Origin of the sequence: Planktotalea arctica (assembly GCF_002105285.1) — a bacterium.
Classification (GTDB): domain Bacteria; phylum Pseudomonadota; class Alphaproteobacteria; order Rhodobacterales; family Rhodobacteraceae; genus Planktotalea; species Planktotalea arctica.
Map to the genome: position 1 here is coordinate 265,879 of NZ_MUHR01000001.1, position 21,793 is coordinate 287,671.

The 21,793-nt window shown below is 53.9% G+C and carries 18 protein-coding genes; 9 read left to right on the forward strand and 9 right to left on the reverse strand.

The window, feature by feature from the left end:
* Positions 1-3: 3 nt before the first annotated feature.
* Positions 4-1,437 carry a D-alanyl-D-alanine carboxypeptidase family protein gene (locus B9P63_RS01360; protein ID WP_085306746.1) on the reverse strand — a complete coding sequence of 478 codons (1,434 nt, stop codon included), beginning with the start codon at positions 1,435-1,437 and terminating at the stop codon, positions 4-6.
* A 375-nt stretch (positions 1,438-1,812) separates the two neighbouring features.
* Between B9P63_RS01360 and clpS the strand changes: the two genes are divergently transcribed.
* Genes clpS through hemF form a run of 4 tightly spaced genes read left to right on the forward strand, consistent with a single transcriptional unit; the run spans position 1,813 to position 4,942 of the window.
* Positions 1,813-2,151: an ATP-dependent Clp protease adapter ClpS gene (gene clpS, locus B9P63_RS01365; protein ID WP_085306747.1), complete on the forward strand. Its 339-nt coding sequence runs from the start codon at positions 1,813-1,815 to the stop codon at positions 2,149-2,151.
* Positions 2,152-2,159: 8 nt separating this feature from the next.
* A complete protein-coding gene (locus B9P63_RS01370) occupies positions 2,160-3,155 on the forward strand; it encodes a class I SAM-dependent methyltransferase (RefSeq protein ID WP_176219077.1) in 996 nt (331 codons plus the stop codon).
* A gap of 48 nt (positions 3,156-3,203) precedes the next feature.
* Positions 3,204-4,004 (forward strand): SDR family NAD(P)-dependent oxidoreductase, encoded by an 801-nt coding sequence (locus B9P63_RS01375; protein ID WP_085306749.1) that lies wholly within the window; start codon positions 3,204-3,206, stop codon positions 4,002-4,004.
* A gap of 44 nt (positions 4,005-4,048) precedes the next feature.
* Positions 4,049-4,942 carry an oxygen-dependent coproporphyrinogen oxidase gene (hemF, locus tag B9P63_RS01380; protein ID WP_085307047.1) on the forward strand — a complete coding sequence of 298 codons (894 nt, stop codon included), beginning with the start codon at positions 4,049-4,051 and terminating at the stop codon, positions 4,940-4,942.
* Positions 4,943-4,945: 3 nt separating this feature from the next.
* On the opposite strand, the gene fliP is transcribed toward hemF, so the two are convergent.
* From fliP to fliF, 4 genes are read right to left on the reverse strand one after another with little or no spacing between them, the layout of a single operon-like run.
* Positions 4,946-5,680, reverse strand: coding sequence for a flagellar type III secretion system pore protein FliP (gene fliP, locus B9P63_RS01385; protein WP_085306750.1), 735 nt, complete (start codon positions 5,678-5,680; stop codon positions 4,946-4,948).
* Positions 5,677-5,964, reverse strand: coding sequence for a FliM/FliN family flagellar motor switch protein (locus B9P63_RS01390; protein WP_085306751.1), 288 nt, complete (start codon positions 5,962-5,964; stop codon positions 5,677-5,679). The genes fliP and B9P63_RS01390 overlap by 4 nt, the downstream gene beginning before the upstream one ends.
* On the reverse strand, positions 5,954-6,532 hold the full coding sequence (locus B9P63_RS01395) for a FliH/SctL family protein (RefSeq protein ID WP_139816183.1): 579 nt from the start codon (positions 6,530-6,532) through the stop codon (positions 5,954-5,956). The genes B9P63_RS01390 and B9P63_RS01395 overlap by 11 nt, the downstream gene beginning before the upstream one ends.
* A gap of 8 nt (positions 6,533-6,540) precedes the next feature.
* A complete protein-coding gene (gene fliF / locus B9P63_RS01400) occupies positions 6,541-8,157 on the reverse strand; it encodes a flagellar basal-body MS-ring/collar protein FliF (RefSeq protein WP_085306753.1) in 1,617 nt (538 codons plus the stop codon).
* 122 nt (positions 8,158-8,279) lie between these two features.
* Here fliF and B9P63_RS01405 point away from each other — a divergent pair, with 122 nt between their 5' ends.
* From B9P63_RS01405 to B9P63_RS01425, 5 genes are read left to right on the forward strand one after another with little or no spacing between them, the layout of a single operon-like run.
* Positions 8,280-8,774, forward strand: a complete 495-nt coding sequence (locus B9P63_RS01405) for a flagellar basal body-associated FliL family protein (RefSeq protein WP_085306754.1) — start codon at positions 8,280-8,282, stop codon at positions 8,772-8,774.
* Positions 8,775-8,787: 13 nt separating this feature from the next.
* Positions 8,788-9,153 (forward strand): DUF6468 domain-containing protein, encoded by a 366-nt coding sequence (locus B9P63_RS01410; protein ID WP_085306755.1) that lies wholly within the window; start codon positions 8,788-8,790, stop codon positions 9,151-9,153.
* 2 nt (positions 9,154-9,155) lie between these two features.
* The gene (locus tag B9P63_RS01415; RefSeq protein WP_085306756.1) at positions 9,156-9,743 is read left to right on the forward strand and encodes a MotE family protein; all 588 of its coding nucleotides are present in this window, start codon (positions 9,156-9,158) and stop codon (positions 9,741-9,743) included.
* A 57-nt stretch (positions 9,744-9,800) separates the two neighbouring features.
* Positions 9,801-10,670: a flagellar motor stator protein MotA gene (motA, locus tag B9P63_RS01420; RefSeq protein ID WP_085307048.1), complete on the forward strand. Its 870-nt coding sequence runs from the start codon at positions 9,801-9,803 to the stop codon at positions 10,668-10,670.
* Positions 10,670-12,694, forward strand: a complete 2,025-nt coding sequence (locus tag B9P63_RS01425) for a tetratricopeptide repeat protein (protein ID WP_139816184.1) — start codon at positions 10,670-10,672, stop codon at positions 12,692-12,694. Before motA ends, B9P63_RS01425 begins: the two co-directional genes overlap by 1 nt.
* Positions 12,695-12,753: 59 nt before the next feature.
* Here B9P63_RS01425 and B9P63_RS01430 read toward each other — a convergent pair whose 3' ends face one another.
* From B9P63_RS01430 to hmgA, 4 genes are all read right to left on the reverse strand, one after another.
* The gene (locus B9P63_RS01430; RefSeq protein ID WP_085306758.1) at positions 12,754-17,652 is read right to left on the reverse strand and encodes a Hint domain-containing protein; all 4,899 of its coding nucleotides are present in this window, start codon (positions 17,650-17,652) and stop codon (positions 12,754-12,756) included.
* 444 nt (positions 17,653-18,096) lie between these two features.
* A complete protein-coding gene (locus B9P63_RS01435; RefSeq protein WP_085306759.1) occupies positions 18,097-19,047 on the reverse strand; it encodes an MBL fold metallo-hydrolase in 951 nt (316 codons plus the stop codon).
* Positions 19,048-19,059: 12 nt separating this feature from the next.
* Positions 19,060-20,319, reverse strand: a complete 1,260-nt coding sequence (gene fahA, locus B9P63_RS01440; protein WP_085306760.1) for a fumarylacetoacetase — start codon at positions 20,317-20,319, stop codon at positions 19,060-19,062.
* A 55-nt stretch (positions 20,320-20,374) separates the two neighbouring features.
* Positions 20,375-21,736, reverse strand: a complete 1,362-nt coding sequence (gene hmgA, locus B9P63_RS01445) for a homogentisate 1,2-dioxygenase (RefSeq protein ID WP_085306761.1) — start codon at positions 21,734-21,736, stop codon at positions 20,375-20,377.
* Positions 21,737-21,793 lie beyond the last annotated feature (57 nt).

Sequence of the window (21,793 nt, forward strand, 5' to 3'; positions counted from 1 at the left end):
CCTTTAAGAACTGGGCGCGATCATAAAGCATTGCACGTTGCGTGCTTGAAGGCGGCGGCAGGCCAGATCGGCGCTTTCTCGGGTCATTCCAACGAAATTCGCATCATACCCCGACTTTCGCTCCGTTACGGTGCGCCGCGCACCGTTCAACGTGCTCATTTCCGCAAGAGCGGTTTTCAGCAATACGCGCTCTGCACGATACCGGTTCGGGTATTTTCCAATATTGATTCCCCAGTGGCGGCCACCTGAGGTAGACAGGCGCGTGACGACTTCGGGGTTCGGCCTTGCCTTGGTTTCAGGTTTTGGTTGGGTCAGTGAGGCCATCATCAAGGCCTTTGGCCGGGCTGCCGGTTTGGGCGATTGCAAGACGGCTGCGGTCGATGCGGATGCCGCGTTTGTCACCTGAACGTCGGAGGCAGAGTTAACCTGCGCTTCGAACAGCGCTTGGCGCACATCATCCTTGAGCGACACCAGAACGGGTGCCCCGTCGACAAGAGATGACCGTGCCTTTGGTCTCGGGCTTTGCTTTACCGCGCGCACGACGCGAATGGTTTTGGCCGTTGCGCGCGAGCCTCCATAGGCAGGTTTTGCGGGTTTTCTCAGGGCTACTTGGCTGGGCGCGCGTTTGAAGCCCATGTCGAGCAGTTCTGCGACCCGTGCGTTGCGTGTTGCGGTCGAGCGACCCCCGAAAACCGTAGCGATAATCCGCTCGTTCCCGCGCTCTGCCGAGGCGACGAGATTGAAGCCGGCGGCGCGGGTGTAACCCGTCTTGATACCATCGGCGCCCTTGTAATTGCTTAGCAATCGGCGGTTCGTGTTAGGGACCGTCTTGATCCCTGCATCGGTCGTGATGCGCGAGAACAGGTTGTAATATTCGGGGTAGTCGTACAGCATGTGACGCCCGAGGATAGACATGTCGCGTGCGGTAGACAAATGGCCCGCTTCGGTGAGACCATGTGCGTTCTTGAAGGTAGTTTTCGACATGCCCAGCGCTTTTGCAGTGCGCGTCATACGCCGTGCGAAAGCCGCTTCGGACCCCTCGAGGATCTCGCCGATGGCGGTCGCCGCGTCGTTGGCCGACTTGACAGCTGAGGCGCGGATGAGGAAGCGGAATTTGATCCGTTGTCCGGCGCGCAGCCCGAGCTTGGAGGGTTGCTCTGCCGCCGCATTTGCCGAAATTGTCACGGTAGTGTCGAGACCGATCTCGCCGTTCTCGATTGCTTGGAATGCCACATAAAGCGTCATCATTTTCGTCAGAGATGCGGGGTGCAATCGCGTATCAGCGTTGCGTGCATGCAAGACCTCACCGCTTCGCGCATCCATCACGAATGCTGCGTAGGGTGCTGCTGAAACGCTCAAAGGGAGCGCGACGAGCAACCATACAAGTGAGATGACCAATAGCCCTAGTCGGGCCGGCGATGTGTGCCGTACCTTCACGATTTTCTGCCTTTTAACTGCCTCGGTGTCGCCGGTTTCCGGCTGACTTAGTCTTGTTATGGTTAAAGGCTAACATATAACTTTTAATAAATAAAGCATTCAAAACAAAGGAATTTTTCAAACTTCAGCAAGGAAATTTCGCTACATATAGCGGTTGCCGCAGCGCCTACCCCAAGACAGGCGATTGTGGAAGCGATTTGGAAATTCTGATCTGTTGCTTCGTCGTAAACGCCGCGCAAGTGCGCGCAGCGCCTGCGAGAGAAGCGCGCATTTCTCGAGATGAAAGCACTTGGCGGGGTCTGCCCTCTTTTCTATCGGCGCATTGGGTATATATAGAGAGTCCGAACCCATAGAATAACGAGATTCTGTCGAACCATGCGCACACAGCCGATCATCGCTACTGGCAATTCTGATGACGACTCTGACGGCAGCGTCGTTGTCGATGTTCGTCCCAAAACGCAAAAGCCGCCGCTTTATAAGGTGCTCTTGCTCAATGATGACTATACGCCGATGGAATTCGTGGTGCATATCCTCGAACGCTTCTTCGGTATGACGCATGCGCAGTCTTTTGAAATCATGTTGACCGTGCACAAAAAGGGTGTCGCTGTCGTAGGCGTTTTCAGCCACGAAATCGCCGAGACCAAGGTTGGTCAAGTGATGGATTTTGCGCGCCGCCATCAGCATCCGCTGCAATGCACCATGGAAAAAGAATAGGCATAGCGATGAAACATGCGCGTTTGGACCTGGCGCGCGGCGCTAATCTTTTGCCAGAACTGGACGGGCCGGTTGGCGTGTTCGGCGCGATCGAGGTTGATCGCCTACGCGGTCTTGAGGGCATGGATTTGTATTGTGAAAGCGGCTCGTTTGTGACGAGTTCTGCATTGAAATCTGCCGGATTTGAAGTAACGCAGCAACTTGGTTGTAAGGCTAGCAATGCGATTGTTTTCTTGCCGCGTGCCAAGGCAGAAGCCCTGCACTTGATCGCAAGAGCCGTTGCCGCCGCACCCGAGGGGTGGATCATCGTGGACGGTCAAAAGACCGACGCGATCGAAAGTATCGCAAAACAGATAGCACGTGACGTCCCTATCGCGGGCAGTTATTCCAAAGGCCATGGCAAAACGATATGGTTCGAAGCGGCAAAAGCGACATCGTTTTGCAAATGGCAGGCCCAGCCACAAACGATTGAAGACGGTTTTGTCACCGCGCCGGGCGTGTTTTCTGCGGATGGCATTGATCCTGCCTCAGCGCTGCTGGTGGAGCATCTTCCTAAGGATTTGTCGGGCCATGTCGTTGATTTGGGTGCCGGATGGGGATACATTTCATCGCAACTCCTTGGGCAGGCGCGGGCTGTTAAAACCTTGCATCTGGTTGAAGACAATGCCGCTGCTCTCGACTGTGCCAAACGCAATGTCGCCGATCCGCGCGCGCAATTTCATTGGGCTGATGCGCTTGATTGGCGCACGCCTGAACCGATTCAAACGGTGATTATGAACCCACCGTTTCACAAAACGCGCAGCAGCGAACCGGCGCTAGGCGTGGCTTTCATTGAAGCGGCGGCACGTCTGTTAAAGCCGGGCGGTACGCTGTACATGGTGGCTAACGCGCATCTACCGTATGAATATACGATCGAGCAGGCCTTTTCCAAAGTAGAACTGCTCGCGCGCACGACCCGTTTCAAAGTGTTTAAAGCTGAGCGCAGTCGTGATAGATCGCGCTGACGCGCGCGCGGTGCGATCACCTGGACCTACCCTTTTTGGAGAGTGCTTATGTCTTTTTCGATTGATGGCAAAACGGCAATCGTTACGGGTGCGGCCAATGGGATCGGTCTCGCGATCGCGCGTCATTTTGCTAACCAAGGCGCGAACGTGATGTTCGCAGACATGGACGATGTACGCCTTTCCGAAGAATTGGGCGATGTTGCGGAAGACAGTAACATACGCTACTTTTCCGGTGATCTGCGCGAAAAGCTGACTATCGCAAACCTGCTGTCGGGCACGATAGACGCCTTTGATAGCGTTGATATTTTAGTTAACGGATCGCGTCAGATGCTGACGACCTCGCCGCTGGATGCGGATGACGATTCTGTCAACACGCTGCTTCAGCAGAATCTTTTGACGAGTCTTCGCCTGTCGCAACTCGTTGCGCGCCGAATGATCAAACAGGCAGAGGGGCGTGAAGAAGGCCCCGTAGGATCAATCATTAACCTATCCTCCATTGCCGCGCGCCGCGCGCGCCCCGAGTTGCTGGCCTATTCGATATCGACCGCTGCGCTTGATCAAATGACGCGCTCGCTCGCGGTTGCGCTTGCGCCGGAACGCATTCGCGTCAATGCGGTCGCATTCGGCTCTGTGATGAGCGCGAGCCTGAAAGAGATACTGCGCGAGCACCGTGATTACCGTGCAGTCATCGAAAAAAACACACCCCTTGGCCGGATCGCGGCACCGACCGAACTGGCAGAAGCCGTTCAATATCTGGCCTCGGACGGTTCGGGTTTCGTGACGGGGCAGATATTAACGGTCGATGGTGGGCGCACTTTACTTGATCCTGTGGGTGCCCCTGCACATTAACTAATTTGCCTAAAGCGGAGGAGATATCCATGACGCCAGAATCCATGACATCAGAGATGAATGCAGAAAAGCAGCGCGCTTCGGCTTGGTTTGAAGAGTTGCGTAATCAGATTGTTGCGGCGTTTGAGGGCTTGGAAGACGGTCACGACACTGGCCCGCTCAGCAATAATGCCGCCGGGCGGTTTGAGGTCAGCAAAACTAAACGTACCTCTGATGATGGTAGTGATGCTGGCGGTGGCTTGATGAGCGTAATGCGCGGCGGCCGTGTTTTCGAGAAGGTAGGCGTCAACATTTCGACCGTCTATGGAGTGCTGGGCGCGCGCGCGCAAAATGCGATGGCCGCGCGCAAGGGGATTGATGGCATGGCTAACGATCCGCGGTTTTGGGCGTCGGGCATTTCGCTTGTCGCGCATATGCAAAATCCCCATTGCCCTGCGGTTCATATGAACACGCGCATGTTCTGGACGCCGCATGCTTGGTGGTTCGGGGGCGGTTCTGATCTTAATCCATGCCGCGAGTACGACGAGGATACAGCGCACTTTCATGCCACGCAGAAAGAGCATCTTGATCAGCATGGCAGCGAGCACTATCCGAAGTTGAAAGAATGGGCGGATGAATATTTCTTCATCCCTCACCGTGGCCGCGCGCGCGGGGTCGGTGGCATCTTTATGGATGACCGCTGCACGAATGATTGGGAGGCAGATTTTGCGCTCACCCAGGATATCGGTCGTGCTTTCCTGCCGGCCTTTTTGCCGCTTGTCGAAAAGCGCCGCGTGCAAGCCTGGAGCGATGAGGACAAAGATGCGCAGTTGGTACATCGCGGGCTCTATGCCGAATATAACCTCGTGTACGATCGTGGAACGAAATTTGGTCTCGAAACAGGGCACGATGCGAACGCAGTGTTGATGAGTTTGCCGCCCTTGGCAAAGTGGGTTTGAGTATCAATAGTAGCTTTGCACCAAGCCGCTCGCGATCAGCGTCCAGCCATCTGCGACCACGAAGAACGCCAATTTGAACGGTAATGAAACGATCGCAGGCGGCACCATCATCATGCCCATGGACATTAAGATGGCGGCGACGACCAGGTCGATGATTAGAAATGGCAGAAACAGCAAAAAGCCGACCTGAAACGCGCGTGCGATTTCCGAGAGCATAAAGCTGGGAACGAGGACAGAGAGCTGCGCATTGGCCTCAGGATCACCGCCTTTCAAGTCAGGCCGTAGGTCTGAAAGCGCTGCGAATGTATCAGGGTTAATACGCGCTGCCATAAATTCCCGAAAGGGAATCATGGCTTCGCGAAACGCTATCTTCAATTCCAGTGTGCCATCACCGTAGGGTGCAATTCCGTTAACCCAAGAGGCAGTGAAAACGGGCTCCATCACGAAAAACGTGAGAAAAAGCGCGAGGCTGACCAACATCATGTTCGGAGGTGATTGCTGAAGTCCCAGTCCTTGCCTCAAAATTGAAAGAACCGTGATCATGAAGGGAAAGCAGGTGATCATGATCAAAATTGCCGGTGCGAGGCTAAGAACTGTAATAAGCGCGATCAACTCAAGGCTGCTTTGCGTGAGGCTCCCGTCTTCAATCAAACTTTCTGCCAAGGATTGTGCAGAGGCATCACAAGGCAAAAGCGCCACAATGGCAAGTAGGCCAAATAATTTTGAAACAGCTGTCACATTTTGCTCATTTCAGGTTCAACGATTTCCGTTATCCGCACGGCGAGCATTGCGGGTGACCCATCTTCAGCCTCCTCGAGTTGCCCCCGCCCGACGAGCCGGTCGCCAATGAACAGTTCGACAGGTGCATCCACGGTGCGATCGAGCGCCAGAACCGAATTTTCCCCCAAATTCAAAAGCTCGCGAATACAGGGTCGTGCTCTGCCGACGCACACCGTGATTTCAACGGGTACATTGCTGAACGGTGTCGATCTTGTCGTGCTTTGTTCGGCGTCAGATGACATTTGCGCGCTCCAATTCCGGTTGTTGCAAGAAGGCTTGAATGCTTGCTTGAATCTCGAGGATAGCCTGACTCACATCGACTTTTCGTTGGGCGTCAGCGCACGAAATAAATGCTTGCCCGTCACTCAGAGTGTCTTTTGCGATGAGCGAAATTTCGGATAGGGCACGTGTCGCGTTGAGAAGAGTCGCAACCGTAGCTTCGTCCTGCTCGGATACAACGAGCGAGATCTCATTTGGCAGATGATCCTTGAGCAGGGTTTCAATCTCGCTACTGATCAAGGTTTGCAACGCGGTGTTTGAAAGGCCGGGAAGCAAGGTTGATGCGACTTCGTTCAGAACGGGCCTTAGAGACGCTAGAACCGCGGATTGCGCTTCAATGAGCGTAAATTCGATTTGCTCGAGGTTGTGCGCGAGGGATGTCGAAAGATGTGTTTTTGAATCCTTGTGTGCCTGAAGCGCATCGTCCCAACCGGCCTTATATCCGGTTTCGTATCCTTCAAGAGCGTCGGATGTCGATGGTCCTGATGCCGGGATCGCGCTTGGCCCTATGGAAAAATCTTCGAATATCATAGCTGCGCTCATGAGTTCATACGCTCCTTTTGCTCAAGCCATTGGCGAAGAATGTCGACGGTTTCTTCTTGTCGTGTTTCGATCATCTCCCTTAAGCGCTGGATCGGATTGTCGATTTCTTGTGGCAGCGTCTGTTCTGCTGGTGTGAGCAATGTGTCGTTTTGGTCATCAAAAACGGTTACGATTCCTTCAGCCGCAGAACCGTAGTCGATTTCTCCGGCAAGAGCAGTTTTTGAGGGTGACCGACTGTACGTACCGAGTGGCGGTTCCAGGGACGGCAGAATGACATCTCTTGGTGCGTTGAGGATGGGACGCACGACGAGTAGGGCGATGACGATGCCGACGACTGCTAGAATCGCCATTTGAAGCAGAGTCATCAGATCAATGGCCATGTTGAAAAGCGGTGGAGAAACAGGACCAGTGCCTTGGGGCACTTGCGGTGAAAAGGCCATGGATTGAACAGAAAGGATGTCTCCGCGTTCAGCATCAAAGCCGATCGCCGATTGGACCAAAGTAGTGAACTGGGCAAGTTCTGCTTCACCCCGTGCAAGGAAGGTGCCGGGTGCGTCTTGATCTTGGGTTCCGTTCACCAAGACTGCAACAGACAGGCGCTTGACAGCACCAGGTGCCTTTATGATCTCTCTTTGGGTTTCCGAGACTTCGTAGTTTATTCGTTCTCTGGTTTCATTGGTGTTGCTTTTGGAATTGTCGTGAGCTGTCGCCTCGCCGTCTGGCAAATTGGAAGCAACAGTAATGCCACCATTGGCTGATCCCTCGGCAGTGTCTGAACGCTCTTCGCTATCCGTACTGATCACGACGCGGCTTTCGGGATCAAAAACGCGTTCGGTAATCTGCTCACTCTGCATCACTGTTTCGACGTTGACCTCGACGATGGCATTGCCCAAGCCGACTCGCGCCTCCAAAAGACGTTCGATCTTTGATTTCAAGGACGCAGCGAGAGTGTCGCCGCTGCTTCCCGCTTCTTGTGTATCCTTAACGCCGATTAGTCCGCCTTTTTCATCTACGATGGAGACGTTTTCAGGTGAAACGCCAGCAACGGCCGAGGCAACTAAATAGCGTAGCGCTTTGGCTTGCGCTGCATCGATTCCCGCACCGGCGGGAGTAATGAACACCGATGCCGTTCCTTTGGACACGCGATTGAATGCCGACGACTTGGTCTGTGCTATATGGACGCGCGCCATTGCGATTTGGCCTGAGGTGACGATCGTTCGTGCCAGCTCGCCTTCTTTGGCGCGAAGGTAGGCCGCATCAAACATTTGAGAGGTAGTGCCGAACCCGGAGAGCGAATCAAGAAGTTCATATCCCTTCGTGCTGTTTGCCGGCAGTCCTTCGCTCGCGAGCGTCATTCGTAGCTCATCCCGTCTTTGATGAGCCACGAAAATTGTGCCGCCCTTTATCTCATATGATTCGCCGCGTTGCTCCAGTGCGCGCACTACTTCACCTGCCTGGGGTGCTTCGAGCCCCGAGTAAAGCAGTGACATCGCTGGCTGCGTCGCCATACGAAAGAGGACGAACAATGTAGTTAACAGGGCTATTGAACCGAGTATTACCACCGATTTTCGTGACGTTTCCAAATCATTCCATCGCGACAAAACAGAATTCACGCATCAACCTCCTGAGCACCCGGCACCTTCTCGTACCGTCAACAGTGTTGTGGCACCCCAAACTTAATAATCGGTTAGTGACTCGCGTTTAGATTGACCCTGAGTGGAAAGCTGGAGGTATCATGGCAAACTCAGAGCTTGCAGAATCGGGAACACCTGAGAAATCTGGTAAAATTGGGCCGATCTTGGTCCTAAGCGTCGCGCTTTTTGCAGGTGCAGGCGGCTTTTATGCTACGTTCTCGGGCCTTTTGCCGATCAGCGGCGTGGCCAAAGCCGAAGGTGGCGGCGACGACAGTGCACCGCTGAAAGTCTTGGGAACGAACACATATGTTTCTTTGGATCCGTTGATCGTCAACATTCGTTCGTCTTCAAAATATCAACTTTTGAGGTTTGTCGGTCAGTTGGAAGTCAAACCAGAACACGCGGCAGATATTGAAGCGCTGAAACCACGCCTCATGGACGTGATGAACACTTACCTAAACGCGCTCGAAGCTGCGCGATTCGAAGATCCTATTGCGTTGATCAAGCTACGCGCGCAGCTTTTGCGCAGGATGCAGATCATTACAGGTCGAGATCGCATCGAAGATTTGCTCATCATGGAATTCATTCTACAGTAACAGGGGTTTAGAAATGGCCATTATGTCTGATTTAATTTTGCTCGCGGCGGCTCTCGCTGCTGGTTTCTACTGCTTTGTACTTTCGCGCAGATTGGCTGCTTTTAAAGATGCAGAAAGCGGGATCGGCCAAGCGGTGACGTCGCTTTCGACACAGGTCGATGAATTGAGCCAATCGATTGAACAAGCCAGGCAGGCCGCCACCAGATCGAACAAGTCATTGTTCGATCTGACAAACAAAGCAGAAAGCGTGGCCCAGAGGTTGGAGCTCCTGGTTGCTTCGATGCACGATATTCCCGATACGCCCAATGGATGGCCGGCTGAGCCAAAATCGGAAAACCCCGTTTTTTCATCGCGTACGGCGCGCACGGCGGGAATTTAGCTATGAAAGCTTCCAGATCACCGGGCATGGGGGCCATGACGGTTATCGCCGCGCTCCTGTTTGTCTCGGCAGCGCTGCGTTTGTTGGGTGTCTCAAACGTAGCGTTCGCATTGGATGGTCAGGGCGAGAGCCAGAGTAATGCCAGCATTGCGGTGGATTGGCCGGAACAGGATGGAAACCTAGGCGTTCTCTTAAGCAGTTTTCAATCGCGTGAGCAAAGGGTCAGAGCCGAAGAACAGCGTATTTCCAAACGATCGGAGCAGCTTATTCAAGCAGAAGCCTCTATTGCGAGCCAGCTTGCCAAACTTGAAGAGGCGGAGCTTCAATTGCGAAAATTGCTATCAATTGCTGATTCCGCTTCTGAAGATGATGTGGCGCGCCTGACGTCTGTTTACGAAAATATGAAACCAAAAGCGGCAGCAATCGTTTTTGAGGAAATGGCACCGGAGTTTGCAGCCGGATTTCTTGCACGAATGCGACCTGATGCTGCAGCTTTGGTTATGGCAGGGCTTAACCCGCAAACCGCCTATGCCGTCAGTGTCGTTTTGGCGGGACGCCATATCGACGTCGAAAAAAACAAACGAGATTGACCGAAAATTTACACCCTATGTGCGACATATCACATGCAGTCGCTTCAGGAGGTCAAGATGGTTGGTGTTATTGGCATTATCGTTGTTTTTGTTATGGTATTTGGCGGTTACTTGGCTGCTGGCGGCAAGATGGGAATCATACTCAAGTCGCTGCCATTTGAAATGACGATGATCGGCGGTGCCGCCGTCGGGGCTTTCCTGATTAGCAATAGTGGCACGGAGGCGAAGCGCGCCGTGAAAGACATGGCAAAGGTGTTTAGAGGCGTAAAATGGAAGCCTGAAGACTATAAAGACCTCCTGTGTTTGCTTTTTCAGCTAATTCGCTTGGTGAAACAGAGTCCGATGTCAGTTGAAGAACACATCGAAGATCCCACGAACTCCAGTATTTTTTGTATGTATCCCAGAATTCAAGCGGACGCCGAAGCCACATCGTTGATCTGCGACACATTAAGATCTGCCTCGATGAATTATGATGATCCCCATCAAGTTGAGGAAATCTTGGAGAAACGGATGGAGGCGAATTTGCATCATTCCATGCATTCGAGCCATGCTTTGCAAATTGTTGCGGACGGACTGCCTGCTCTAGGAATTGTCGCGGCGGTCTTGGGTGTGATCAAGACGATGAGTTCGATCGATCAGCCTCCGGAGGTTTTGGGGAAACTGATTGGTGGTGCCTTGGTCGGGACATTTCTAGGCGTTTTCCTTGCATACGGAATTGTTGGCCCATTTGCAGCGAGACTAAAGACGGTCATTGAAGAGGATGGACAGTTTTATCAGCTAATAAGAGAAGTTCTGGTTGCAAATCTTCACAATCACAGCGCGAATATTTGCATTGAGGTTGGTCGACAGAACACTCCGACATCGTATCGCCCACCCTTCAACGATCTTGAAGAGGCTCTCAAAGACCTCAAGAAGGACGTAGCCTGATGCGTGTTTTACTGTCGGGAATACTGCTCTATGTTTTTACTACGCTTGAAATCTGCGCCCAAACCGTTGGCGTGCGCACAGCTGAGCATGAAAATTTTACGCGAATTGTACTGGATGTTTCGGAACTAGATTCAGCTCAAGTGAGCCAATCCGGTAAATTCCTTAGGGTAACTGTGAGCGGGAAAAGAATAGATACCTTGAGTCATGACTTTTTTAAAAGAATTTCAAAAAATGTAATTTCAGATTTTTCAATTCTTCACGCAGGTGATGGTTTTCAGATAACCCTAAATTGTGAATGTTCCTTTACAACGTTCAAAGCGAATGCCACGATGATTGCAATTGATATTTTTGATGAAAAAAATTCTTCAATTCAGGAAGAAGAATTAAAAGGTGTGATTTCAAAGCGCACTTCAAAAGGAAGTCAGATTTTTGATAGACCCGAACCTACAAAAGAAGAAAAGTACGCAGAAATTTCACCTACACCTACACCAAAAAACTCTTCGCATCTGCGGCTTCTGGATGCGTTGGCGAAAATATCGGGGAAGTTAGATTTAGCACCGCCGATAAGAAAACAATTGAATTTGTCGAAAGAAAGTGATGGCCAGATCATTTTCCGCTCGCTCCCTATGCAAAAAATTTCAAATACTCAGGAGATTGAAGGCGCTGCAAATGCGGTCTTGTTGAGTTGTGATGCAGCTTTAGGGTTCAATCCTGCGAATTGGCCACAGTACAATGACCCTAGAACGATATTGAGCTCTACGCGAATAGCATTGGGTGATCGCGCAGATGATTTTGGTGCAAATACCGCTCGTCACCTTGCCAAAACCTATTTGAGCTTGGCTATGGGGGCAGAAGCAATATCGCTGTTGAATGGGATTTCAGAGCCATTGCAGAAGGACAGGGCTCTTATAGCGATTGCGCGTGTTATAGATGGGGATCCTGCATCCAGCTTAAGATCTGTAATAGCGCCTTTTGCGCATTGCTCCGATACAGTCATTTGGCGCCTGCTTGGTGCAAGCGAGCTTTCAGCGAAGGACGCTGATTGGGGCAATGAAGCTTTGAAACAAGGACGCGAGGAATTCGATCGTTGGCCCCTTGCCATGAAGAACACGTTTTCAGCGCGTATTGCTGAAAGTTTTTTGACTATTGGATCACCTGAGACTGCGGCATTTTCGATCCGGCGCGTTACCCCTAGCACTGACGATTTGTCCGGTGAGCAGGGGATTGTAGCAGCAAAAATTGCTCAAAAGACTCAAGATTCGGAGGCGGCCAAGGCGATCTTGGAACCAATTTTGTCCAAGGATAAAGATCAAGCGCCTTTGGCTGTGATAGCGCTTGCTGATATCGCCAGTGCTCGGAAGGATGTTCTGGATCCGGCGCAGAAAGCCGCGCTGGAAAGCTATAGTGCCGAGTTGAAAGGTACGGATTTGGAAGTTGATCTTATTCGTGCAAGAATTAGTGCCGAGATACAGCAAGAAAATTTTGCAGCTGCAGTCGAACTGCTTATGCCATACAGAAATTTGGCTCGTGCAAGTCAATTTGAGCTTGTCCTTGATGAATTAGCAGAGGGCCTCCTAAATATTGATCCTGATGTGAACTTTCTGAGAGAAGTGGTCAGCCTGCCATCGCATAACTTCAAAGAGGTCGCCAAACCAATCCAGGAACAGCTAAAAAAGCGCGTCACAAAGTTGGGTTTTGATGATTTGGCGGATCAGTTGGGGCGCAGTATTGGAGAAGGAGAAATACTAGGGCCACGGGCCTCTCTGGACATAGTCGATTCTGAAAAGACCAGCCATCGGGAACCAACGACACAGTTAAATCCATCGACTAACCAGCAAGCGAGCAGTGTGGCAGCTCAAGAAAATGAGGAAATGACGTTGGATGGGCCCGGTACTCCCCTTGCACCGGAAAAGCTGCAGGAACTGGCGCAGCTCAAACCAATTTCAAAAGCGGTGAACGAGAGCCATAATGTACTTTCCGAGATTGCAGATCTGAAGGCCGAACTGGAAACTTTAGGTTTCTAACGGCACTGGTGCCTGCTGTCAGAGCGGGCCGCAAAGTTCCAAAACTGCGCTTTACCCGATCAAAACCGCATAAGCACCTTGGCTTCTTGGGCTTTCAAGCTTGTTCTCGCGCTGGGTCCGAAATTTGCCAGATCACTGCGAATTTCCGGGAATAGTGCGAATAGCTCCTCGCGCGCTCGAGGCGCAAGGCAATCTACACCGCAAGCGCCCGGATGAAAGCTCTCGGTTGCGACGCCTTGGGCGAAAATAATTTCATGCTGTTCAAACATGATGTGGATGTATGTTACGGCCTCTATTTCTTCCCTGCGTACGTTTAGACCATCGATCAGATGAACTGCGGGGATCAGTACTTCGCTTGCACCGAATAAGAGCTCGGCCTCATAGCCTTTGAAAAGCATCCTGTGCTGGGGTGAAACAACCAGATCTGCGCTGGCACCCGGGAAAGTTTTTTGGGCAAAGCGGATTGGAGCAAAATGATCCGTAGCCGGGACCGTCGATTTCCCGATCCAGCAGATGCGCTGGACACCGTTGTCCTGTGTCACAACGCTATCGCCGATTTTTAATGTGTCGATATCGCGTGCGCCGTAAGGGGTCGCAATTTCGGTTCCGGCTACGAAGCAAATAATGTTCTCGATATTGGTGAAGTTGACGATGGTTCCGTCAAGCAAAGTGACGGTACCCGACAGTCCCCCGTTCACGTCGTCGGGGTCGGTGATGGTCAGTGAATCGCGATCGTGCAAACCATTCAGCGCGAGCGTATCGCCATCGGTTTCATCGCCTTCGCCGCCTGTGATTGTAATCACATCGGTATCGATCTCGCCAAGATCGACAATGTTAAAAAAGTCGTCACCATCGCCGCCGGTGACGGTATCGCCTTGGCCGACATTGATCGTATCATCGCCATCGCCCGCCGTGATCAGATCGCCAGCGATGCCGCCCGAAATTGTGTCGTTGCCATCGCCGCCAAAAAGGGTATCGACGCCGCTGCCGCCTGTAACGATATCATCGCCACCGCCCGCATCGACGTTGACACCGACGGTGTCGAGAGCGGCGTTGATCGTGTCGGCATTATCTGTTGCCGTGACGTTCTCAATCTCGGTGAAAGCGGCTTCATCGGTGGACACAGCGCCGGTCAGGGTGCCTGTTTCATCGCCGGAAAAGACGATGGAGACGCCCTCGGCAGTGACGCCGGAGGCATCCAAAGTGTCGCCGAGTGTTTCGAGATCGGCCTCGCCGTCGATGTCGTCATCGCCGAACCCGTCGCTTAGAACAAACGTGTCATCGCCGAAGCCACCTTGCATGGTGTCATCGCCAGCGCCGCCTTGCAGGGTATCGTCGCCGAAGTTGCCTATAAGACTGTCGTCGCCCGCGCCGCCACCCAGAGAATCGTCATCCGCGCCGCCATCCAGCGTGTCAGCGCCGATGCCGCCGAGCAGTGTATCGACGCCTGCGCCACCTTCCATGAAATCATCGCCTGCGTCGCCGGAAATACTGTCATCGCCTGCTTGACCCAAGAGGTTGTCATCGTCTGCGCCACCAAAGATCGTGTCTGCGTCATCGCCGCCGAAGACCGTGTCATCCCCTGCGCCCGCGTCGATGTTGTCCACGCCTTCGTCGCCGAAGATTGAATCGTCACCTGCGCCTGCAACAACGGTGTCATCGCCCGCACCTGCTTCGATGATGTCATCGTCTGTGCCGTTTTCCGCATCGCCGGCATCGACGATATCGCCTTCGGGATCGCCCATATAGCTGCCATCGATCAACTCGCCAGCAGAAGTACCCTCGACGATGTAATCCGCGAGTGGAATGCCGATCGCCGCGAGGGCTTCTGGAACGGGGAAGGCTATGGGCAACACGCCGATCAAGGTTAAGGTTTCTCCGCCGGGGAAGGTTAGGATCGTGTCGCCTGTTCCATCGCCGTTTGTGTCGGAAATTTCGACGTCGGCGGTGTTCACCATGGCGCCATTGGCATCTGTCATGGTGCTCACATCGAGCTGATCAAAGCCGATCCACGAGCCATCACCCGCCAGTGTTGGAGCGGTAAAGCCGGTGACGGAATCATCGCCAGAGCCATTGTCGAGCGTTAAAATATCCGTGCCGGAACTGAGCTGGATGGTTTCGATTTCTTCGAATTCGATCACACCGGTGCCGTCGGTGACCGTGCCGCTTTCCGCGTCGAGCCTAGTGAGATCATAGGTCAGCGCACCACCGACGCTGCTCATGTCGAGCACGTCACCAGCCGCATCATCTATCTCGCCGCCAATGATCGTATCGCTGCCGAAATCATCCTCGAGCGCAAATGTATCTGAGCCATCACCGCCGCTCAGGACATCATCGCCGATCTGGCCGTTCAATATATCATCGCCCGCGCCGCCGATCAGGCTGTCATCGCCAAGGCCGCCCACAAGGCTGTCCTCGCCCGCGTCGCCGCTGAGGGTGTCTGCACCTGCGCCGCCGTCGATAGTGTCACCGCCTGAGCCACCCTCGACCGAGTCGTCCCCCGCGCCTGCGATCACGCTATCGTTGCCTGCGCCTGCACGAATAAAGTCGTCGTCTCCTGCTGCGCCAGGCAGTTCGGCGTCATTGTTGTCGACGCGGTCAAAATTGGGATCGCCAAGGTATGCGGCATCGATTGTGTCATCGCCCGCCGTTCCATCGACATAGCCGTCTGGGCCGTCAGGAATGCCCATTGCTATAAGCTGGGCAGAGCTTGAAACATCGCTCGCAAGAACGCCGATCAAGGTCAGGGATTCGCCGTTGGGGAAGGTCAGGATCGCATCACCCGTACCGTCGCCCACGCTATCCGTGACGATGACATTGCCGGTGTGGGTGGCGTTGCCATCGAAGTCGAGCAGGCCGGTGACATCAAGCTGGTCGTTGCCGGAAAACGTACCGGCGCCCGTGTCGGTCGGCGCGGAAAAACCGCTGACCGTGTCGGAGCCGCCAAAGGTATCCAGAACCAGCGTATCGTCGCCGCTGCCAAGGATGATCGTCTCGATATCGACGAAAGTACCAGTGTTGGTACCGTCCGTGAAGGTGCCGGCCTCGGGGTTGGCATTGCTCAAATCAATGGTCAGATCGTTGGTGATGTTGGACAGATCCATCGTATCGCCAACGGTTTCTTCCTCTTCCTCGCCCTCGATGATGTAAGAGCCGAAGTCGGCAGCGACGTTGAAGACATCATCACCGAAGCCGCCCCAAAGCGTATCTGCGCCGGTGCCGCCTGTGATGGTATCGTTGCCGAAGCTACCGCGCAGGAAATCATCGCCTGCGCCGCCAACAATCGAATCGTTGCCAATATCGCCGTTGATGGAGTCATTGCCAGCGCCGCCGATGATTGTGTCGTCGCCTGTGCCTGCTTCGACTGTGTCATTGCCAGCGCCGCCGTCGATGCTGTCGTCATCTTCGTTGCCGTATAGGGAATCGTCGCCGATACCGCCTAAAAGCGTGTCCTCGCCCATGCCGCCATAAAGCGTGTCCGAACCAGCTCCGCCCTCGATCCTGTCGTCGTCGTCACCCGCATCGACCGAGTCGTTGCCCGCGCCAGCGAGGATCGTATCATTGCCAGCGCCACCCTGAATCGAATCGTCCTGCGAGCCATCTAGCGCATCGCTGTTATCGACCCGATCGCCGTCGGGATCGCCCAGATAAGTGGCGTCAATCAGGTTATCCGTGTCGTCGCCTTCGACGATGTAGTTCAATGGCGTTGCGGCCGCGGGGATGCCGATCGCCTCGAGCTCGGCAGGGGAGTCGACAGCGCTCGGGGGAACACCGATCAACGTTATGCTCTCGCCGCCGGGGAACGTCAGGATCGCATCGCCGGTGCCATCGCCATTGGTGTCTGATACAATGACATCGTCAACGTCGACAGGCGTTGTGCCACCATCCGAGGTCAGGCCGGAGACGTCGAGTTGATCGATCGTGGTGCCATCGCCCGAATCAGAGAGGTCAAAGCCGGAGACCGTGTCGTCGCCGCCGCCATCGGCCAGAACAAGCGTGTCCGCGCCAGAACCAAGAGTGATATTTTCGATTTCGACGAAGCTCGCCGTGTCGATCCCGTCACTTACGCTACCCGTTTCGGGATTGCTGGCTGTTAGATCGAGCGTGAGATCATCGGTGACGGCGCTTAGATCAAGCGTGTCGCCACTGGTTTCGCCGGTTTCACCGCCGCTAATCGAATCCGCTCCGAAATCATCGTTAAGAACGAAGGTATCGTCCCCGCTTGCTCCGGAAAGCGTGTCCGCTCCGGTGCCGCCATCAATGGTATCAGCGCCAAGGCCTGCATCAACGATATCATCGCCCGCACCTGCTTCGATGCTATCCGCATTGGAGCCGTCGCTATGATCAAGGTTGTCGATATCATCGCCATTGGGATCACCCAAATACGCGGCGTCAATTGTATCCGCGCCAGCTGAGCCTTCGACGATGAAATTCGGTGTCAGATCCAGCACCAGATTGTCGAGTGCAAGTCCCGTATAGAGCAGGGTATCTGTGTCGAAGGTTGAAGCAATACTCAACGTCGAGGACGAGGAAGTTGCTGTAAATGTAAAGGATTCCGTCTGCCAGTATGGGGCGCTCGCACCTGTGCTGTCGATCGGAATAGAAAGGACCTGTGTGCCGATTGTAACTTCCAGAACACTCGCGGCAGGGTTGTTGGTCGTGCCATCAGAGTTGTTGACGTAGAAATCGAAGTTGAAGGTGTAGGTTTCGCCCGCAACGATGGGTGTGTTGAGCGTCGTTTGCATCGATTCTGAGTAACTAGGGGTGGCATACATTGTGATGTAGCCGCTGCCTGACGACGCGTTTAGATCAGCTTGGTTGTATGTTCCCGCCCATTCAAATCCACCATCTGTCTGAAGGTCTGTTGTGCCGGAGATGTTCGTCCAACCGCTCGCAGTTTGTGTTGCAGTCGTTGCCGTATTGGTCTCGAATATCCCATTGGTAATATGGTTGGGCATCACACACTCCGCATTGTTCACACGGCGCTACAAAAACCTTAAGGGGTTTTTACAGGCCAGAAATCATTGTTGCCGCAACTCTGCGACAAGACAGACTTACGGGTCAAAAACGGTGGGAATGTGACGTTGTTGTGAACAGAAAGCTAAGTCTGGCCTCTATTTACGTGCGATTTTACGAGCAGGCTTTTCAAGTCTTGAAAAGGCAAAAAGCTGAACAAAATAGACGTTTCGTGGTTTGCGAGAGGCAATATAACGCGCTGAATTAAGGCAGGAAAGTTAGCCTGCGCTCCAATTATCATCGCAATGTTGCTCATAAATACGAGTGGTGATCTTCACTTGAAGTGAGCCAGATACGCCGCTGTTCAAGCGTCGAAAGCGGCCCTGGCAGGGCCGCCTCAACTTCTTTGTGTGCGCGTTGCGTGAGCCTTACAAGCGCGTTGGTGTTTATCCCTGAAGCGCGGCCCACATTTCCAGATCGCGCTCCGCGGTCCAGATGCGAGGCGTGTCGATGCCACGTGCTTCGTCGTATGCGCGGGCGACGTTGAAGGGCAGACAATGCTCGTAGATCGCGTAATCGGCGAACTTTGGGTCGCAGACTGCGCGCACCGCGTCCCATGCCTCCTTGAGCGAGCCACCGCGCGCAGCAACGCGCGCAGCTGGCAGGTACGTACTTTCCACGAAGTCACGTGTGCTCTCAATCGCACGCTCAACCGCGTCTTTACCGATTAAAGCACTACCGCGACCGGGCGCAATTGCGTCCACGTCGAAGGACGCGATGTTATCCAGCGTTTCGCTCCAATCGCTAAAGTGACCATCGCCGCAATAGCACGCAGAGTGATCTTCGACGATATCGCCCGTGAACATCACATTTTCGTCCGGCACATGAATCACGATATCACCCGCTGTGTGCGCACGGCCCAGATGCATCAGATCAACGCGGCGATTGCCCAGATAGACCGTCATGTCATCGTTGAACGTGGTTGTGGGGTAGGTGAGGCCCGGAATGCTCTCGTGCCCCTCAAAGAGACGCGGGAAGCGTTGGAATTCGCTGTCCCAATCTTCTTGGCCGCGCTCGACTACCATCGCGCGGGCGATATCGCCCATTACAATCTGATTTGCGCCATAGGCTGAGGCACCAAGCACGCGAACAGCGTGATAGTGCGTCAGAACGAGGTGGCTGATGGGTTTATCAGTGACTTCGCGCACCTTTTCGATGACTTTGTTGGCAAGGCGGGGGGTTGCCTGCGCTTCCACGATCATCACGGACTCGTCGCCGATGATAACGCCGGAGTTTGGATCACCCTCGGCGGTGAAGGCCCAAACGTCACGGCCCACCTCGTCAAAGGTGATTTTTTTCTCAGACATGTCGCCTTGTGATGCGAATGCTTTTGCCATGATGTGCGTTCCTTATTTTGAAGGCCAAGTGACGGCAGGAAGAATAGTCCCGACGCAATCGCCAAATCCGATTTTATATCCGTCACCCTTTGCGGCACCGCGCAGTGTCACTGTATCGCCATCCTCAAGAAATCCGCGTGTCTCGCCGGTTTCTAATGTGAAAGGTTCCTTGCCACCGTTGCCGAGTTCCATGAGAGAGCCGAACTCGGAGCGATCCGCGCCAGAGATCGTGCCAGAGCCAAGCAGATCGCCTGGCGTCATTGCGCAGCCGCTACTGGCGTGATGGGCGAGTTGTTCAGCCGCAGAGTAATACATGTGATTGTAGTTGGTCTTGGCGATTGAGCTGGCTTTGGGCGCGCCTGTAGGCTGTATCAAGACCTCTAGCTCGATATCGTATAGCCCATCTTTGGAGCCGTCGAGGTAGGGTAAAAGCGTGAAATCACGCTCGGGGGTTGGCGTGCGGAATTGCTCAAGCGCGGCGGTTGTCACGATCCAAGGGCTGATTGATGTGCCGAACGCTTTGCCCTGAAACGGGCCAAGCGGCTGATATTCCCAGCCTTGAATATCGCGTGCAGACCAGTCGTTCAGCAGCACGTAGCCAAAGATCATATCGTCCGCTTCATCAACGGTGATGGGCTTGCCCAGATCGCTACCTGTGCCGACAATCGCCCCAAGTTCTAGCTCGATATCGAGACGCTTTGACGGACCAAAGACGGGCATCTCAGCATCGGGTGCTTTGGTCTGGCCGTTGGGACGGTGGATTGGTGTGCCCGAGACGACAACAGAGGAAGCGCGCCCGTTGTAGCCAATCGGGATATGCAACCAGTTCGCAGGCAAGCTGGGCGAGCCGCGCAAGATCGCGCCCATGTTTTGCGCGTGCTGACGACCTGCGTAAAAGTCGGTGTATTCTGCGACAAGGAAGGGCATGTGCATTTGAGCGTCTGCGCGGGGTACCAAGAGGTCCGTGACCAGTGCTTCGCCTGAAAAGCCTTCGGTCAAGATTGTTGTCAAACGCGCGCGCAGAGCGTCCCAAGTGGCGCGACCCTCTTCCATAACTTCATTCCAAAACGGCACGTCAAAGAGAGGTTCGCTTGTGATGTCGATCAGACCCGCGTCTTCAGCGGCGCGGCAATCAAGGATCATATCGCCAATCGCAACGCCGCAGCGTGGATCAAGCGCATCCGTCGAAAACATGCCGTAGGGCAGGTTGTTCAAGGGGAAATCAGTGTCTGCAGAGTTGGCCGAGGCCACCCATGATTTGTGCAAAGTCATATATCGTCCTTTTGGCGGGCGTGTATGGATCCACGCTCGTTACATTAGCGTTGCTTTACTTCTTACCGGAGGTGCCGTCGAATTTCTTTTCTATATCGGTCCAGCAATCAATGTAATCGTCTTGTAGCGGTGCCTCGCTGGCTGCGAAGGGTGTCAGGTGCTGGGGGAAGCGTGTTTCGAACATGAAGGACATGGTATTGTCCAGCTTCTCCGCCTTCAGGTCCGCATTGGACGCCCCTTCAAAGGCATTCTTGTCCGGTCCATGGGGGATCATCATGTTGTGCAGGCTCATCCCGCCCGGGATAAAACCCTTGGGTTTGGCATCATATTGACCGTAAATGTTGCCCATCATCTCGGACATAATGTTCTTGTGATACCATGGCGGGCGGAACGTATCCTCGGCCACCATCCAGCGCTCGCGGAACAGAACAAAGTCGATATTTGCAGTGCCTTCAACGCCAGAGGGTGCCGTGAGTACGGTAAAGATCGAGGGGTCAGGGTGATCGAACAGGATCGAACCTACAGGACAATACGTACGCAGGTCGTATTTATAGGGCGCATAATTGCCATGCCAAGCGACCACATCAAGGGGTGAATGGCCGATCTTGGTTTCATGGAATTGCCCGCACCATTTGATTGTGACGGTTGAGGGTGCATCGCGGTCCTCGAACGCTGCAACGGGGGCTTTGAAATCGCGCCGGTTTGCCATGCAGTTCGCGCCAATGGGGCCGCGGCCAGGCAGGTCGAATTTCTGGCCGTAGTTTTCGCACACAAAGCCACGTGCGGGACCCTCTAACAGTTCAACTCGGTAGAGCAGGCCACGCGGGATGATCGCGATTTCCTTGGGTTCAACGTCGATGACGCCAAGCTCGGTGCAAAAGCGTAAACGCCCCTCTTGCGGAACCACCAACAGTTCGGAATCGGCTGAAAAGAAATACGCGTCTTTCATGCTCTCGGTAACCAGATAAATGTGGCTCGCCATGCCGATCTGAGTGTTCACATCACCCGCCGTGGTCATCGTGCGCATACCCGTCAGCCATGTCAGCGCCTGATCTGTATGCGGCACGGGGTCCCAGCGATACTGGCCAAGACTGATAACGTCCGGGTCCACATAGGGCGCGGACTTCCAGTAGGGCAAATCGATCTTGGTATAGCGGTGCGAGTGTTTCACGGAGGGGCGAATGCGGTAGCACCAAGTGCGCTCGTTCTGGTGGCTCGGCGCTGTAAAGGCTGTGCCAGAGAGTTGTTCGCCATAAAGTCCGTAGTTACATTTCTGCGGACTGTTCATGCCTTGAGGCAAAGCGCCGGACAGGGCTTCGGTTTCAAAATCATTACCGAAACCGGGCATATAGCCTTGGGTGATGCCCATAGGCGTTGCGGCGCTGGTCATTGTGGAGGGCGTGACTTGGCGTTTCATGGCAGGTTCCCGTGTGTACAAGTTGCGACCTGAAGTATTAGTTGATTTTGTAACTAA

Bases quoted from the DNA above. Each gene is read 5' to 3' on its own strand.
- B9P63_RS01390 (WP_085306751.1), bottom strand. From the start codon at position 5,964: ATGTCATCTGACGCCGAACAAAGCACGACAAGATCGACACCGTTCAGC.
- B9P63_RS01410 (WP_085306755.1), top strand. From the start codon at position 8,788: ATGGCCATTATGTCTGATTTAATTTTGCTCGCGGCGGCTCTCGCTGCT.
- B9P63_RS01435 (WP_085306759.1), bottom strand. From the start codon at position 19,047: ATGGCAAAAGCATTCGCATCACAAGGCGACATGTCTGAGAAAAAAATC.
- B9P63_RS01370 (WP_176219077.1), top strand. From the start codon at position 2,160: ATGAAACATGCGCGTTTGGACCTGGCGCGCGGCGCTAATCTTTTGCCA.
- hemF (WP_085307047.1), top strand. From the start codon at position 4,049: ATGACATCAGAGATGAATGCAGAAAAGCAGCGCGCTTCGGCTTGGTTT.
- B9P63_RS01425 (WP_139816184.1), top strand. From the start codon at position 10,670: ATGCGTGTTTTACTGTCGGGAATACTGCTCTATGTTTTTACTACGCTT.
- fahA (WP_085306760.1), bottom strand. From the start codon at position 20,319: ATGACTTTGCACAAATCATGGGTGGCCTCGGCCAACTCTGCAGACACT.
- B9P63_RS01405 (WP_085306754.1), top strand. From the start codon at position 8,280: ATGGCAAACTCAGAGCTTGCAGAATCGGGAACACCTGAGAAATCTGGT.
- B9P63_RS01375 (WP_085306749.1), top strand. From the start codon at position 3,204: ATGTCTTTTTCGATTGATGGCAAAACGGCAATCGTTACGGGTGCGGCC.
- clpS (WP_085306747.1), top strand. From the start codon at position 1,813: ATGCGCACACAGCCGATCATCGCTACTGGCAATTCTGATGACGACTCT.
- hmgA (WP_085306761.1), bottom strand. From the start codon at position 21,736: ATGAAACGCCAAGTCACGCCCTCCACAATGACCAGCGCCGCAACGCCT.
- B9P63_RS01395 (WP_139816183.1), bottom strand. From the start codon at position 6,532: ATGATATTCGAAGATTTTTCCATAGGGCCAAGCGCGATCCCGGCATCA.
- B9P63_RS01415 (WP_085306756.1), top strand. From the start codon at position 9,156: ATGAAAGCTTCCAGATCACCGGGCATGGGGGCCATGACGGTTATCGCC.
- B9P63_RS01430 (WP_085306758.1), bottom strand. From the start codon at position 17,652: ATGCCCAACCATATTACCAATGGGATATTCGAGACCAATACGGCAACG.
- motA (WP_085307048.1), top strand. From the start codon at position 9,801: ATGGTTGGTGTTATTGGCATTATCGTTGTTTTTGTTATGGTATTTGGC.